Genomic DNA, 13,019 nt, shown 5'->3' with positions numbered 1-13,019 from the left:
GTCCTCTTGTTTCCCCGGAGACGCGCTTGGCGCCGAATGGTTCTTGTTTGTTCGGGGCGAAGGATGCCGTTGGGGCGCAGCAATGTCTACCGCCACGGGATACGGCCCCATGCGCCGCCGATGCAGGTCTGATGCGTGAGGCGCGCCGTCGTGATCGCTGGAACTCGCGGCGCGAACATGCTTTTCTCCCGCGCATGACCGAGCCGACCCCGCAACAGATCGAACAACTCACGCGCGCCTTCGAACGTTTTACGCGCAAATTCAAAGTCGCGGAGGCAGCCGCTGCCGCCGACAACGCGCTCAATGCGCTCGACGCGCAGACGCTGGTGTTTGTCGGTGACAATCCCGGCTGCCTGATAGGCGATGTCGCCCGCTATCTCAATGTCGCTATGACCACCATGTCCTCTGCCATCGACCGGCTCGTCAAAAAGGCCCTGGTCGAGCGTCGCCGGCCCGAAGACAATCGCCGGTCCGTGGCGTTGACCGCGACCGAGAAGGGCAAGCAGGTGGTGGAAGAACAGGTCGCCGGCTATCGCGCGGCCTGTCAGATGATGCTGCGGTCACTCGACCCGATCGAGCGTAACGAATTGATTCGGTTGACGGAAAAAATCGCCGACAACGAAACTTGAACATTACGAAATTCGTACTATCTTGGGCGTGCCGCCGGCCGTAAGCCGGTTCCTGACGGAGGCGCTCATGGCCATCGCCATCAATGGTACGGACTACTCGTTGCCCGACGATCCCCGGGTTTCGCTGCTCGACCTTCTGCGTGAACGGATCGGCCTGACCGGCACCAAGCTGGGCTGCAATCAGGGCGCCTGCGGCGCCTGCACCGTCATTCTCGATGGTGAGCGGGTGCTGTCCTGTCTGACACTTGCGGTGCAGGCGGACGGGAGCGCGGTAACCACCATCGAAGGCCTGAGCAAGCAGGGTGACATGCATCCCCTGCAGCGCGCATTCATCGAGCACGATGGCTTGCAGTGCGGCTATTGCACGCCCGGGCAGATCTGCTCGGCGGTCGCGATGCTCGGCGAGATGCGCCGCGGCGATCCCAGTTATGTCACCGCCGATCTCGTTGCGGGGCAAGGCAGCACCACCCGCGAGGAAATCCGCGAGCGCATGAGCGGCAATCTGTGCCGCTGTGGCGCCCATCACGGCATTGTCGAAGCGATCGAAGAACAGCTGGTTGGAGACACCGCATGACGCCGTTCGATTATAGGCGCGCCGCCGACCAGACTGAAGCCCTGTCGCTCGCCGCAGCCGGGCACTGCCGCTTTCTCGGCGGTGGCACCAATCTCGTCGATCTGATGCGGCAGAATATCGAAGCGCCCGCGGCGCTGGTCGATGTCAGCCGATTGCCTGCTACTATCGATGTGACATCCGAAGGCGGCCTGATCATCGGCGCCGCCGTTCGCAACAGCGCGGTGGCCGCGCATCAGGTCGTGCGCGCGCAGTATCCGATGCTGTCCCGCGCACTGCTGGCCGGTGCATCGGCACAGATCCGCAACATGGCCACCGTCGGCGGCAATTTGCTGCAGCGAACGCGTTGCAGCTATTTCTATGACGCCGCAGGATCACGCTGCAACAAGCGCGATCCCGGTGCGGGCTGCGATGCCATCGGTGGCCTCAGCCGTAATCACGCGATCCTCGGCACATCGGAGCATTGTATCGCGACGCTTCCGTCGGACATGAGTGTGGCCTTTGCGGCGCTGGATGCCACTGTGCATCTCGACGGTCCGATGGGACCACGCAGCGTGCCGCTGCTGGATTTCCATCAACTGCCGGGGACGACGCCGCACATCGAGACCGTTTTGCGGCCAGGCGAGCTCATCACCGCAATCGCGATATCCCCCAGCGCTGCCGCAGCCAATTCGCGCTATCGCAAGGTCCGCGATCGCTCGAGCTACGCTTTCGCGCTGGTGTCCGTCGCCGCGGGGCTGGATGTCGCCGACGGCCGGATCAGGGACGTACGGATTGCTCTGGGCGGTGTCGCCGCAAAGCCATGGCGCGCTGTGCAGGCCGAAGACGTCCTGCGCGGCGAGGCGCCGACCCGGGAGAACTTTCTGCGCGCCGCTGATGTCGAACTCGCTGCGGCTAAACCCACCGAAGCCAACGCTTTCAAGATCGAACTCGCAAAGCGAACCATGGCCGCCGTTCTCGGCGATCTGACAGGAGCAGGCGCATGAGCAAGCTGCAAAATGCGATCGTCGGTGGTGTTCGCACGGCGATGGGCTATGTGCCATCGAGCTGGCTGCCGGGTGGCACGCGCGATCCGCTGATCGATAAGCGCGTTACCCTCGGCACGCAGCAGTCGCGGGTCGATGGTCCCGACAAAGTGCAGGGCGTTGCACGCTTTGCTGCGGAAGTGCGAATGGACGGGCTGGTCTATGCGGCCTGCGTGCATTCGACCATCGCGCGCGGCAAGATCACCGAACTCGATCTTGCTGCCGCGGAAGCCGCACCGGGCGTGGTGTTGGTGATGACCCATCGCAATGCGCCGAAACTGGCGCTGCCGCCGCCGATCGGCATGACCAACCTCAAGGCCGCGGGCAACAACATTCTCCTGATCATGCAGGACGCAGAGATCCGCTGGAATGGGCAGACGGTGGCGCTGGTGCTGGCCGAGACCCAGGAGCAGGCGAATTATGCGGCGTCGCTTATTGTGGTTCGTTACGAGCAAGCTGCCGCACGCACTCGGTTCGAGGATGCTAAGGCTGACGCGACCACGCCCGACTCGCTGATGATCGAGCGCAACCGATTGAAGCGCGGCGATACGGTCGCGGCATTTCGAAACGCCGCGGGCAGTGTTGACGCAGTCTATCGAACGCCTTGGCACAATCACAATCCGATCGAGCCCAATGCCGCGACGATTACCTGGCAAGGCGACCGCCTGATCGTGCATGACGCGACGCAGATGCTCAATGGCACCGCGGGTTCGCTCGCAAAAGTGTTCGGCATCAAGGATACGCAGGTATTTGTCAGCTCCCCCTTCGTCGGCGGCGCTTTCGGTGGCAAGGCGCTGTGGGATCACCAGATCCTGGGTGCTGCAGCATCGAAACTCGCCGGCCGGCCGGTGCGGATCGCATTGTCGCGTGCCAGCATGCATCGATTGATCGGCGGCCGGAGCCAGACCGAGCAGCGCGTGGCGCTGGCCGCCGATGCGACCGGAAAGCTGAAGGCACTGTTGCATCAAGGTTTTTCCGTCAAACCCCCGCATAGCGTCTGCGACGAGGCCTTCACCCTGTCAGGCCGCTCGCTTTATGAATCGGAGAGCTACGATATCGTGCAGCACACGCTCGATCTCGATCTGCTGGCCAACACATTCATGCGCGCGCCCGGCGAGGCGGTCGGTACCTTTGCCATCGAGAGCGCGATGGACGAGCTCGCGCATGATCTCGGCATCGATCCGATTGCATTGAGGCTGCGCAATATCGGCGATACCGATCCGGTCAGCGGTGCGCCGCATTCCCAAAGTGACCTGACGCTGGCCTATGAGCTCGGCGCGAAAAAGTTTGGTTGGGATCGCCGCGCGGCGACACCAAAGTCGCATCAGGACGGCGAATGGCTGATCGGCATGGGCTGTGCCACCGGCTCTTTCCCCTATGTGCGCATGCCCGGCATGTCGGCGCGGATCACGATCGACAGCAATGGCCACGCCACGGTGTCGAGTGCCGCGCATGAGATGGGCATGGGCACTGCGACGGTGCAGCGACAGCATGCTGCGGATCGTCTCGGTTTGCCGCTCGATCACGTCACCGTGCGGATTGGCGACACCGATCTGCCTTTCGGCAGCTTTGCGGGCGGCTCATCGCAGACAGCTTCGCTCGGCGCTGCGATCAACGCGGCCAGCGTGAAACTGGCCGGAGATCTGCTGCGGCTGGCTGGTAACGACACGCCGCTGGCGGGATTGCGGGCGAACGAGATCGAATTCGCCAATCACGGCCTGCGCAAGGTCGGCGAGCCATCGCGCTACGAGAGCTTCGCGTCGATCCTCGAGCGCGCGTCGCGCAGCGAGATCAGCGCGATGGGAGAGAGCGGGGCACCGCTCGAAATCCTGAAATTCTCCATGCACAGCCGATCGGCCATCTTTTGTGAACTCCGCGTTAGCGAGGTGACCGGCGAGGTCCGGGTCACCCGTCTTGTTGGAGCGTTCGATTGCGGCCGCATCCTCAATCCCAAGACGGCGACCAGCCAGTTTCGCGGCGGCATGATCATGGGGCTTGGTATGGCGCTCACCGAAGAGACGCTACTCGACAAACGCAACGGGCGGATCATGAGTGCGTCAATGACGGACTATCACGTGCCCGTGCATCTCGACGTGCCGGAGATCGATGTGTTGTGGACCGACATTCCGGACCCTCGCACGCCGATGGGCGCGCGCGGGATCGGCGAGATCGGCATCGCCGGTGTTGCCGCCGCCATCGCCAATGCGGTGTTCAACGCGACCGGAAAACGCGTCCGCGATCTGCCCCTGACGCCGGACAAACTGCTGGGCGACTGAAAGTCGATCGCCCGCTGGCTAGCGGGCGTGAAAATGAACCATCGGCCTCGTGCCGGGACATATCACGTGACGCGACCGGCGTCGTTCGAAAGGAAGTATCCCATGGTGACTTCGCATAAAACTTTCGCAGTGATGGCGGGTCTGGCGGCGTGCCACCTCTTGGCAGCGACGCCGGTGCTCGCGCAGTCGGCGCCATTCGCCGGATTGTCGGGCGCCTGGTCGGGTTCGGGCACCATCATGCTCGCCGACGGTTTGAAGGAGCGGCTGCGCTGCCGCGCCAGCTATCGCGTGTCCGCCAGCGACAACGCGCTGCAGCAATCGCTGCGTTGCGCCAGCGACAGTTACAAATTCGAACTCAGTAGCGATGTCGTCAGCGAGGGTGGGCGCGTGTCAGGCAACTGGAGCGAGACGTCGCGCGGCATCAGCGGCAGCCTGCAGGGCCGTGCCAGTGGTGGCCGGATCGCGGTTGCGGTGGAGTCGCCGATGTTTTCGGCAAATCTCACGCTCACGACGACAGGCAACAAGCAGTCGGTGTCGATCGTCTCGCAGGGCGACATCCGCAATGTCTCGATCGCCATGGTACGAATCTAGCTGTCGCCTCTCGGGCGGCTCGCCTGTTCTGAAGCCCTTTCAGTACAGCCCGGCAACCTTGGCGCGCTGGGCGACGAGTGCCAGAATGGAATCGATCGCGGGCGTCGGGATGCCGGTGAGGCGCCCATTTCCGATGGCGCCGGCGCCGTAGATGCAGATCTTCATGAAATGTCACCAAGGCAACGGGCGCGGACAAGGCAAAAGAACTGGCATCACGGACCGCTGGCGGTCCGTGTCGATACCGGTATGAAACGCGAAGTGAGCTTGAGGCTAGGCCTCAGGCGACCGCTGCATGCGCTTGCGGCGCATCCTCATGGTCGAGCGCCCTGCTGATGTCGCGGATGCTGATCACACCGATCAGCGTGTGATCGTCGATGACCGGGACGTGCCGAATGTGATGCTTGTTCATCAGGTGTCGCACATGTTCGAGCGTGTCGGTCGAGTGGCAGGAAATCAATTCCTGGACCGAGATCATATCCGAGACCTTGCGATTGACGCCGGCGGCGCCGTGTTCGGCGATCGCGCGCACCACGTCGCGTTCCGAGAACATGCCGACCGCGGTGTTGCCCTCGGTGCGGCACACGTCCTTCACGACCAGTGCGCTGATATTGCCCGTCCGAAGCAACTGCGCCGCGATGGCGACGGTCTCGTTCATGCGGACAGTGGCGATACGGGTGCTCTTCCTACGCAGGATATCTCCGACTTGCATGGCAATAACCTCCCTTGGCTGATCGGCTGAGGATCGATCTTGTAGGCGCAAGATTGGTATACGGTATGCCAGTTGTCAACGCGGAAACGAGGATATCGAAGCCCGGTGGTCAAGAAAGAAAGTCAGTGTTTCTGACGTTTATTGCTGCGTGGCGTGTGTTTTTCGCCGTGCTTCTATCGCACCAGCGAATCCAGTGGGAGGTCTGGCATGCCAGTTGGGCATGAAAAAAGGGGCGCGCTCGCGTGCGCCCCTTAAATCTTGAACAAGCTTCGATCGATCAGGCGGTCTTGGCGCTGTGCGCCGCGGCTTCCGGTACGGCAGGCTCGCTCCCCAGAATGAATGCACGTCGCATCGGCTTGATAACGAACAAAGCGAGCAACGCAGCCGTGGCATTGAGCGCAACGGCGATCACAAACACGGCCTGCCATCCATAGCTCGCTGCGATCAGGCTCGCGAGTGGTACCAACAATGCCGCCGTGCCCTTTGCGGTGTAGAGCATGCCGTTATTCGTCGCGGCGTATTTGGCGCCGAACGTATCGCCTGACGTCGCCGGAAACAGACTGTAGATCTCACCGAAGACGCCGAAATAGACCGCCGTCGCCAGTACGAAGACGAGTGGGTTGTGGCCATAGGCCGACAGCGTCAGCAGCATCAGCGCGGCGGTGCCGAAGGCGATGAACATGGTGTGTTCACGACCGATCTGATCGGACAACCAGCCGAAGAGCGGGCGGCCGAACCCGTCGAAGATGCGATCGAGCGAGATGGCGAAGGTCAGTGCTGCCATCTGGAAGCCGGCCAGTGTCACCGGAGAATTCGCAATATTGTAGTCGTGGGCGATGGGCGCGATCTGCGCTGCGGTCATCAAGCCACCGGCGGCGACCATCACGAAGACAAGATACATGACCCAGAAGATCGGGCTGCGCAGCACTTGCGGCGGCGTGAAATCCGTCTTTGTCTGCGGCAGATTGAGTTGTTTCCTCGTCACCGGCACGGCCTGCCCAGGCGGACGCATGAAGAAGGCGAGCATGAACACGATCACGCCCTGGCCGATGCCGAAGGTGAAGAAGGCGTGCTGATAGCCGCTCTCGGCTATCATATGCGCAATCGGCACGACGGTGATCGCAGCGCCAGCGCCGAAGCCTGCCGCCGTGGCGCCCGCAGCGAGGCCGCGGCGATCGGGAAACCACTTCAGAGCATTGCCGACGCAGGTGCCGTAGACCGAACCGGCGCCGATGCCGCCGACGACGGCGCCGGCGTAAAGCATCACCAGTGAGTCCGCATAGGAGTTCAGCACCCAGGCGAGGCTGATCATGGCTCCGCCGAACATGATGACGACGCGGGGACCGTATTTGTCGACGAACCACGCTTCGACCGGCACCAGCCAGGTTTCGACGACGACGAACAGCGTGAAGGCGAGCTGGATCGCGGCGCGACCCCAGTGATACTTGGCGTCGATGGGATCGACGAACAGCGTCCATCCGTATTGCAGATTGGCGATCATCGCCATGCAGACGATGCCCATCACGAGTTGAATCCAGCGGAAGCTGCCGGGTGGGTTGGACGCGGTGGTGAAGTCTGGCTGAGCCATCGTGTTTCCTCCGATGCGCGCTTTTTCCCTTGCGGCGTGGTGTCGCTAAGGTTGTGGCGTATTGCCGCAGGCGTCGCTTGGTCGGAGACTGGTATATTATATTCCACGATGCAAGGTGGTCTTGGCCGATTGTTGCGTGAAGGCGATCACGCCTTGGCGAGCAGCGCATCGCCCACGCAAAACGCGCCCAGCCAGGGCTGAGCGCGTTGTTTTCTTGAGGCTTTTTGCGTTTTTTAGGTCGCCAGCGCCTTGCTGACGACGACCTTACGCCAAGGCTTCAGCACCGCGATCGCGAGCAGTGATGCCAGGATATTGGCACCGGCGGCGATCAGGAACACGCTGTCCCACGTGCCCGACGACTGCTGCATATAGTTCGCGACCGGCACCAGAAGTGCTGCCGTCCCCTTTGCCGTATAGAGCAGGCCGGCATTGGTCGTTGCGAACTTGGAGCCGAAGGTGTCGGTGCAGGTCGATGGGAAGAGCGAATAGATCTCACCCCAGGCGAAGAACACGAAGCCCGACAACAGCACGAACCACAGCGGATCGTGACCCCACATATACAGCGCCCAGATGCCGACGCCTTCCATGCCGAAGGCGATGAACATCGTGTTCTCGCGGCCGATCATGTCGGAGATCCAGCCGAAGAACGGACGTGTCAGGCCGTTGAGTACGCGGTCGATGGTGGCTGCGAAGGTGACCGCCGTCATCGTCATGGCCATCAGCGTGACGGGTACGTTGTCGATCTTCCAGTCGGCCGCAATCGGCTTCAGGTTGGCCGTCACCATCAGGCCGCCGGCACCGACGATCACGAACATGAAGTACATCAGCCAGAAGATCGGATGGCGGATGACTTCTGTCGGCGCGTAGTTGCGGCGGGTCTGGATAACGTTGGCGTTCTGCGTGACCGCCGGTACCTGTCCAGCCTTTGGCGCGAACAGGAAGAAGGAGAGGATCACGATGATGATGCCTTGTCCGAGACCGAAATACAGAAATGCGGTCTGGAAGCCGGAATCCTGGATCATGGCCTGGATCGGCGCGACCGTGAGGGCGGAGCCGGCACCAAAGCCTGCGGCGGTGATGCCAGCCGCGAGGCCGCGCTTGTCAGGAAACCACTTCAGCGCATTGCCGACGCAGGTGCCGTAGACGCCGCCAGCGCCGATGCCCGCAACGATCATGCCGAGATAGAAGCCGTTGAGCGTTTCCGCCTGTGCATTGATCGCCCAGCCGATGCCGCAGAGGATGCCGCCGATAAGGACGACGAGCTTCGGGCCGTATTTATCGACGAACCATCCTTCGACCGGCACCAGCCAGGTCTCGAACAGAACGAAGAGGGTGAAGGCCCACTGGATCGACGCACGATCCCAGCCGAACTTCTTCTGGATGTCGGGGACGAAGAACGTCCAGCCGTATTGATAGTTGGCGATCATCACCATCGCGCCAACGCCGATGGCAAGTTGTGTCCAGCGGTAGGCATCGCTGACACGTGCGGCAGCTGGTGCCACCCCGTGAACTGCATCAGTCATAGTTCCTCCTAAAGCGCTGTTCTATTGAGAGCTCGACAGCTGCGAAGGATAGTTTGGTATATGATATGCCAACTAACAAGCGAAATCTTGCCAATTTGCCGCTGCAAGTTTCGCATGACTGAATGCTGTACTGCGATACTACAAGACAGCACAAAGCCGGCGGTCCAGACCGCCGGCTTTTGGGTTTGAACAGTTATCTGTATCGTTACTTACGCTGCTGCAGTGCGAGTACGCAGCCGGGTGAAGCCGTTCTGGATCACCGACCAGAACAGCGCGATCAGGCCGAGGATCATGATGCTGCTGACCAGTGTGTTCGAGAAGAAGATCCCAAGCGATCCCTGCGACCCCAGCAGCGACTGACGGAAGGCTTCCTCGGCCTTGTCGCCAAGTACGATGGCGAGCACCAGCGGGGCGAGGGGATAGTTACACTTCTTCAGTGCGTAACCGATGATTCCGAATACCAGCATCATCACCACGTCGAAGGTCGAGTTGTGGACGGAATAGGCTCCGATCGCACAGAGCACCAGAATGAGCGGTGCAATGATGCTGAATGGAACCCGCAGGATCGCTGCGAAGATCGGTACGCAGGTCAGCACGATGATCAGGCCGACGAGATTGCCGAGATACATCGAGGCGATCAGGCCCCAGACGAACTCCTTCTGCTCGACGAATAGCATCGGGCCGGGCTGCAGGCCCCAGATCAGCAGACCACCAAGAAGCACAGCGGCAGTTGGCGAACCGGGGACGCCGAGCGAGAGCATCGGAAGCAGGGCTGCGGTACCGGCGGCATGCGCGGCCGTTTCCGGAGCGATGACGCCTTCGATCTCGCCCTTGCCGAAATTGTTGCCGTTCTTGGAGACGCGCTTGGCGATCCCGTAACTCATGAACGATGCCGGTGTCGCACCTGCGGGCGTGACACCCATCCAGCAACCGATCACGCAGGAGCGCAGTGACGTCATCCAGTATTGCGGCAAGCTCATCCAGGTACGGAGCACGACGCGAAGATCGATCTTCGCCTTGCCGCCCTGGAAGCGCAGGCCTTCCTCCATGGTGAGGAAGATTTCGCCAAGGCCGAACAGGCCGATGACTGCGATCAGGAAGTCGAAGCCATTGAGAAGTTCGGTCGAGCCAAACGTGAGTCGCAGTTGTCCGGTAATGGAATCGAGGCCGACCGCGGCGAGGGCAAAACCGATCATCATCGCCGCAATGGTCTTGAAAGGTGGCTCCTTACTCAGCCCGACGAAACTGCAGAACGCCAGGAAATAGACCGCGAACTTCTCCGCGGGTCCGAATCGTAAGGCGAAGCCTGCGACCAGCGGCGCGACCAAGGTGATCATGACGACGGCGAACAGTGCGCCAACGAAAGAGGAGGTGAAGGCGGCGGTTAGTGCTTCGGCAGCCTTGCCCTGCTGCGCCATCGGATAGCCGTCGAATGTCGTGGCCACCGACCATGGCTCTCCGGGGATGTTGAACAGGATCGAGGTGATCGCACCTCCGAACAATGCGCCCCAATAGATGCAGGACAGCATGATGATGGCCGATGTCGGCGGCATGCTGAAGGTGAGGGGCAGCAGGATTGCAACGCCATTGGCGCCGCCAAGGCCGGGCAGCACGCCGATGATGACGCCCAGCACGATGCCGAGCACCATCACCGCGATGTTGAATGGCTGCAGCGCGACCGCAAAGCCCTGAAACAGATTAGCAATTTCTTCCATTTCGAGTAGTCCTCAGAAAGAGACCGGCAGACGCAACGGAATTAAAGATCGCGGAAATCAGAGACCGAGCAGATCCTCAAGCGGTCCTTTGGGGAGCGGCACGAGAAACCAGCGTTCGAAGATCAGGTAGGTGACGACAGGCATGCCGAGAGAGATCGCGGCGATGATCGGCCACTCATATTTGCCAAGCCAGCGCATGAACCATGCGATGAAAATCATCGAGGACACGTAGAGTCCGATGAACGGCAAGACGCCGACATAGATGCCGGTGGGAATGACGACGCTGAAAACCTGGCGCAACTGGCCCCATTCGGCGAAAAGGCTGCCGTCGTCCTCGCGCAGCGTGTTCCAGATATTGACGAGGCTGGAGATGATGATGAACAGCCCGATATAGAACGGAAAGAATCCGGCTTTCGGTCCCTCTGCGCCCCAGTTGATGCCGGCCTTGACGCTGCCATAGACGACGATGGCGCCGAACAGGCCGATGACGGTGGTGACGCCGGCTTCGACGGATTTGTGGGACGGGCCTACGTTGTGAGATTGCTGCGTGGTCATGGACAACTCTGTGTGAGAGGTCAGCGTCGATCAGCGTGTTGCATGTGCCGGACCTGATGTGCGATCAGGTCCGGCGTCATGGCGCCTGCGTCAGTTGCCTTGCGCGAGGAAGCCGGCTTCCTTCATCAGCGTCTCGTGGCGCTTCTCTTCGGTGCCAACCCAGCTGGCATATTCACCGCCGGTCATGAAGGTCGTGTTGAAGGCGCCGCTCTTCATCAGGTCCTGCCACTCGGGCGTCGCGCGGACCTTCTTGAACAGTTCGACATAATAATCGATCTGATCCTTCGTCGCTTTCGGCCCCATGAAGATGCCGCGCAGCATCACATATTCGATGTCGAGCCCCTGTGACTTGCAGGTCGGAATGTCCTTCCAGCCCTTGCCGTCGGCGACCTGCTCGTCATAGGCCATCGGCTTGCTGTCGAAGACGCAGAGCGGACGCACCTTGCCGCCGCGCCACTGCGCGACTGCCTCGATCGGATTGTTCACGGTTGAGTCGACGTGCTGACCAACGAGCTGCACTGCGACTTCACCGCCGCCCTTGTAAGGGATGTAAGTGAACTTGCTGCCGATCGCTTTCTCGACTGCGACCGTGATGATCTGGTCTTCCTGCTTCGAGCCCGTGCCGCCCATCTTGATCGTGCCGGCTGGTGCGGCCTTCACGGCGTCGATATAGTCCTTCACGGTCTTGTAGGGCTTGTCGGCATTCACCCACAGTACGAACTCGTCGAGTGCCAGCATCGCGACCGGCGTGAGATCCTTCCAGTTGAAGGGAATGCCGGTGGCGAGCGGTGTCGTGAACAGGTTCGACAACGTGATGATGATCTTGTGCGGATTGTTGTTCGCCGACTTCACGTCGAGGAAACCTTCACCGCCCGCGCCTCCCGACTTGTTGATGACGACAAGCGGCTGTTTCATCAGACTGTGCTTGGTGATGATGCCCTGAATGGTGCGCGCCATCTGATCGGCGCCGCCGCCGGTGCCTGCGGGAACGATCAATTCGACGGGGCGCGTCGGCTCCCATGCAGCAGATGCCGGGAGAGACGCTCCCAGGCAGAGAATGGATACAGCGGCGGCCAGCGTGAGACATGAACCAAGGCGTTTCATTGTTTCTCTCCCATTCGTTTTGATAGCGTCGATCGTTCGTCGACTTTGAAATCGTCAGTGCGTGGTCGGGTCTTCCTTCGAATGTCCTGACTGCAGGTGTTCAAACGCGCCCTTGCATGCGCCATATGCGCACGTCAGACTGTCGAGCATCGAAGCGGCTCGCCTGCAAAAAGGATGAGTGGGTCTGGATCGCTCTGTCATTGCGCATACGGCATTGCTTGCCCGCGAAGGCAGCGCAGCCTTTGTCCTCCCCAGGTATGCTTTCTATTCAGACGTGAAGCATTACCGTTCGCGCATTTTGGTATGCGATATGCCAAGCGGCAAGCGATTAGAGCCGTTAAAAGCCGGGGAGGCTGAAATGTCGCAGGGAACGCGAGACGTCGCTGCGATGCAACTACACAAACAAAAAAACGGCCCCGGAAATCCGGGGCCAGTCGTCGGGAGGAACGCAGAGAATTTTGCGCGGGCTGGCCGCGCAAAAGTAGTGACGTCGCAGCCTTACAGGCCGAAGCGGGGCAGGTCGCCGTTGCGGGCCGAGATGCGTGCGCCGGCCATCAGCGCGCGATCGAGCGAGGCCATGAAGCGAGCGAAGAAGCTGGTGGATGTCGCGAGGTCGAGAGAAGCAGTCTTCGACATGATTTGATCCTTTGCTGGAGGCCGCCCCGTCTTGGCGGCTCGTCATCTGGGATCAATTTACGTATACCAGATGCCAAGGACAATTGTCTTGTTTGCA

The 13,019-nt window shown here is 61.1% G+C and carries 13 protein-coding genes; 5 read left to right on the top strand and 8 right to left on the bottom strand.

What is annotated here, in order from left to right:
* Positions 1 to 26: 26 nt before the first annotated feature.
* The 5 genes from AB8A23_RS23545 to AB8A23_RS23525 all read left to right on the top strand — a co-directional run bounded on the left by AB8A23_RS23545 (position 27) and on the right by AB8A23_RS23525 (position 5,092).
* Positions 27 to 629: a MarR family winged helix-turn-helix transcriptional regulator gene (locus AB8A23_RS23545; protein WP_439058071.1), complete on the top strand. Its 603-nt coding sequence runs from the start codon at positions 27 to 29 to the stop codon at positions 627 to 629.
* Positions 630 to 696: 67 nt separating this feature from the next.
* Complete coding sequence (locus tag AB8A23_RS23540; RefSeq protein WP_439058072.1) at positions 697 to 1,203, top strand: (2Fe-2S)-binding protein; 507 nt, start codon at positions 697 to 699, stop codon at positions 1,201 to 1,203.
* Positions 1,200 to 2,186: an FAD binding domain-containing protein gene (locus AB8A23_RS23535; protein WP_439058073.1), complete on the top strand. Its 987-nt coding sequence runs from the start codon at positions 1,200 to 1,202 to the stop codon at positions 2,184 to 2,186. Before AB8A23_RS23540 ends, AB8A23_RS23535 begins: the two co-directional genes overlap by 4 nt.
* A gap of 41 nt (positions 2,187 to 2,227) precedes the next feature.
* Positions 2,228 to 4,501: a xanthine dehydrogenase family protein molybdopterin-binding subunit gene (locus AB8A23_RS23530; RefSeq protein ID WP_439060468.1), complete on the top strand. Its 2,274-nt coding sequence runs from the start codon at positions 2,228 to 2,230 to the stop codon at positions 4,499 to 4,501.
* Between the two features lie 102 nt (positions 4,502 to 4,603).
* Positions 4,604 to 5,092, top strand: a complete 489-nt coding sequence (locus AB8A23_RS23525; protein WP_439058074.1) for a hypothetical protein — start codon at positions 4,604 to 4,606, stop codon at positions 5,090 to 5,092.
* Positions 5,093 to 5,131: 39 nt separating this feature from the next.
* Here the strand turns inward: AB8A23_RS23525 and AB8A23_RS23520 are convergent, their stop codons facing one another.
* The 8 genes from AB8A23_RS23520 to AB8A23_RS23485 form a co-directional block, all read right to left on the bottom strand.
* A complete protein-coding gene (locus AB8A23_RS23520) occupies positions 5,132 to 5,257 on the bottom strand; it encodes a hypothetical protein (RefSeq protein WP_439060588.1) in 126 nt (41 codons plus the stop codon).
* A 112-nt stretch (positions 5,258 to 5,369) separates the two neighbouring features.
* Positions 5,370 to 5,801, bottom strand: coding sequence for a CBS domain-containing protein (locus AB8A23_RS23515; RefSeq protein ID WP_089267110.1), 432 nt, complete (start codon positions 5,799 to 5,801; stop codon positions 5,370 to 5,372).
* A 277-nt stretch (positions 5,802 to 6,078) separates the two neighbouring features.
* Positions 6,079 to 7,389, bottom strand: a complete 1,311-nt coding sequence (oxlT, locus tag AB8A23_RS23510) for an oxalate/formate MFS antiporter (protein WP_175367408.1) — start codon at positions 7,387 to 7,389, stop codon at positions 6,079 to 6,081.
* 233 nt (positions 7,390 to 7,622) lie between these two features.
* On the bottom strand, positions 7,623 to 8,912 hold the full coding sequence (gene oxlT, locus AB8A23_RS23505) for an oxalate/formate MFS antiporter (protein ID WP_089267112.1): 1,290 nt from the start codon (positions 8,910 to 8,912) through the stop codon (positions 7,623 to 7,625).
* Positions 8,913 to 9,121: 209 nt separating this feature from the next.
* On the bottom strand, positions 9,122 to 10,627 hold the full coding sequence (locus AB8A23_RS23500) for a tripartite tricarboxylate transporter permease (protein WP_089267113.1): 1,506 nt from the start codon (positions 10,625 to 10,627) through the stop codon (positions 9,122 to 9,124).
* Between the two features lie 57 nt (positions 10,628 to 10,684).
* On the bottom strand, positions 10,685 to 11,182 hold the full coding sequence (locus AB8A23_RS23495) for a tripartite tricarboxylate transporter TctB family protein (protein WP_175367407.1): 498 nt from the start codon (positions 11,180 to 11,182) through the stop codon (positions 10,685 to 10,687).
* Between the two features lie 90 nt (positions 11,183 to 11,272).
* Positions 11,273 to 12,286, bottom strand: coding sequence for a Bug family tripartite tricarboxylate transporter substrate binding protein (locus AB8A23_RS23490; protein WP_439058075.1), 1,014 nt, complete (start codon positions 12,284 to 12,286; stop codon positions 11,273 to 11,275).
* 498 nt (positions 12,287 to 12,784) lie between these two features.
* Positions 12,785 to 12,922 (bottom strand): hypothetical protein, encoded by a 138-nt coding sequence (locus AB8A23_RS23485; protein ID WP_439058076.1) that lies wholly within the window; start codon positions 12,920 to 12,922, stop codon positions 12,785 to 12,787.
* Positions 12,923 to 13,019: the final 97 nt, after the last annotated feature.

Origin of the sequence: Tardiphaga sp. 619_E2_N8_4 (assembly GCF_051810905.1) — a bacterium.
Classification (GTDB): domain Bacteria; phylum Pseudomonadota; class Alphaproteobacteria; order Rhizobiales; family Xanthobacteraceae; genus Tardiphaga; species Tardiphaga robiniae.
The sequence above is the reverse complement of the archived record's forward strand: the minus strand, read 5'-3'. Positions and strand labels throughout refer to the sequence as shown.

Excerpts from the sequence above, each read along its gene's own strand:
- AB8A23_RS23540 (WP_439058072.1), top strand. The coding sequence starts at position 697 with ATGGCCATCGCCATCAATGGTACGGACTACTCGTTGCCCGACGATCCC.
- AB8A23_RS23535 (WP_439058073.1), top strand. The coding sequence starts at position 1,200 with ATGACGCCGTTCGATTATAGGCGCGCCGCCGACCAGACTGAAGCCCTG.
- AB8A23_RS23530 (WP_439060468.1), top strand. The coding sequence starts at position 2,228 with ATGGGCTATGTGCCATCGAGCTGGCTGCCGGGTGGCACGCGCGATCCG.
- AB8A23_RS23525 (WP_439058074.1), top strand. The coding sequence starts at position 4,604 with ATGGTGACTTCGCATAAAACTTTCGCAGTGATGGCGGGTCTGGCGGCG.
- AB8A23_RS23520 (WP_439060588.1), bottom strand. The coding sequence starts at position 5,257 with ATGAAGATCTGCATCTACGGCGCCGGCGCCATCGGAAATGGGCGCCTC.
- AB8A23_RS23515 (WP_089267110.1), bottom strand. The coding sequence starts at position 5,801 with ATGCAAGTCGGAGATATCCTGCGTAGGAAGAGCACCCGTATCGCCACT.
- oxlT (WP_175367408.1), bottom strand. The coding sequence starts at position 7,389 with ATGGCTCAGCCAGACTTCACCACCGCGTCCAACCCACCCGGCAGCTTC.
- oxlT (WP_089267112.1), bottom strand. The coding sequence starts at position 8,912 with ATGACTGATGCAGTTCACGGGGTGGCACCAGCTGCCGCACGTGTCAGC.
- AB8A23_RS23500 (WP_089267113.1), bottom strand. The coding sequence starts at position 10,627 with ATGGAAGAAATTGCTAATCTGTTTCAGGGCTTTGCGGTCGCGCTGCAG.
- AB8A23_RS23495 (WP_175367407.1), bottom strand. The coding sequence starts at position 11,182 with ATGACCACGCAGCAATCTCACAACGTAGGCCCGTCCCACAAATCCGTC.
- AB8A23_RS23490 (WP_439058075.1), bottom strand. The coding sequence starts at position 12,286 with ATGAAACGCCTTGGTTCATGTCTCACGCTGGCCGCCGCTGTATCCATT.
- AB8A23_RS23485 (WP_439058076.1), bottom strand. The coding sequence starts at position 12,922 with ATGTCGAAGACTGCTTCTCTCGACCTCGCGACATCCACCAGCTTCTTC.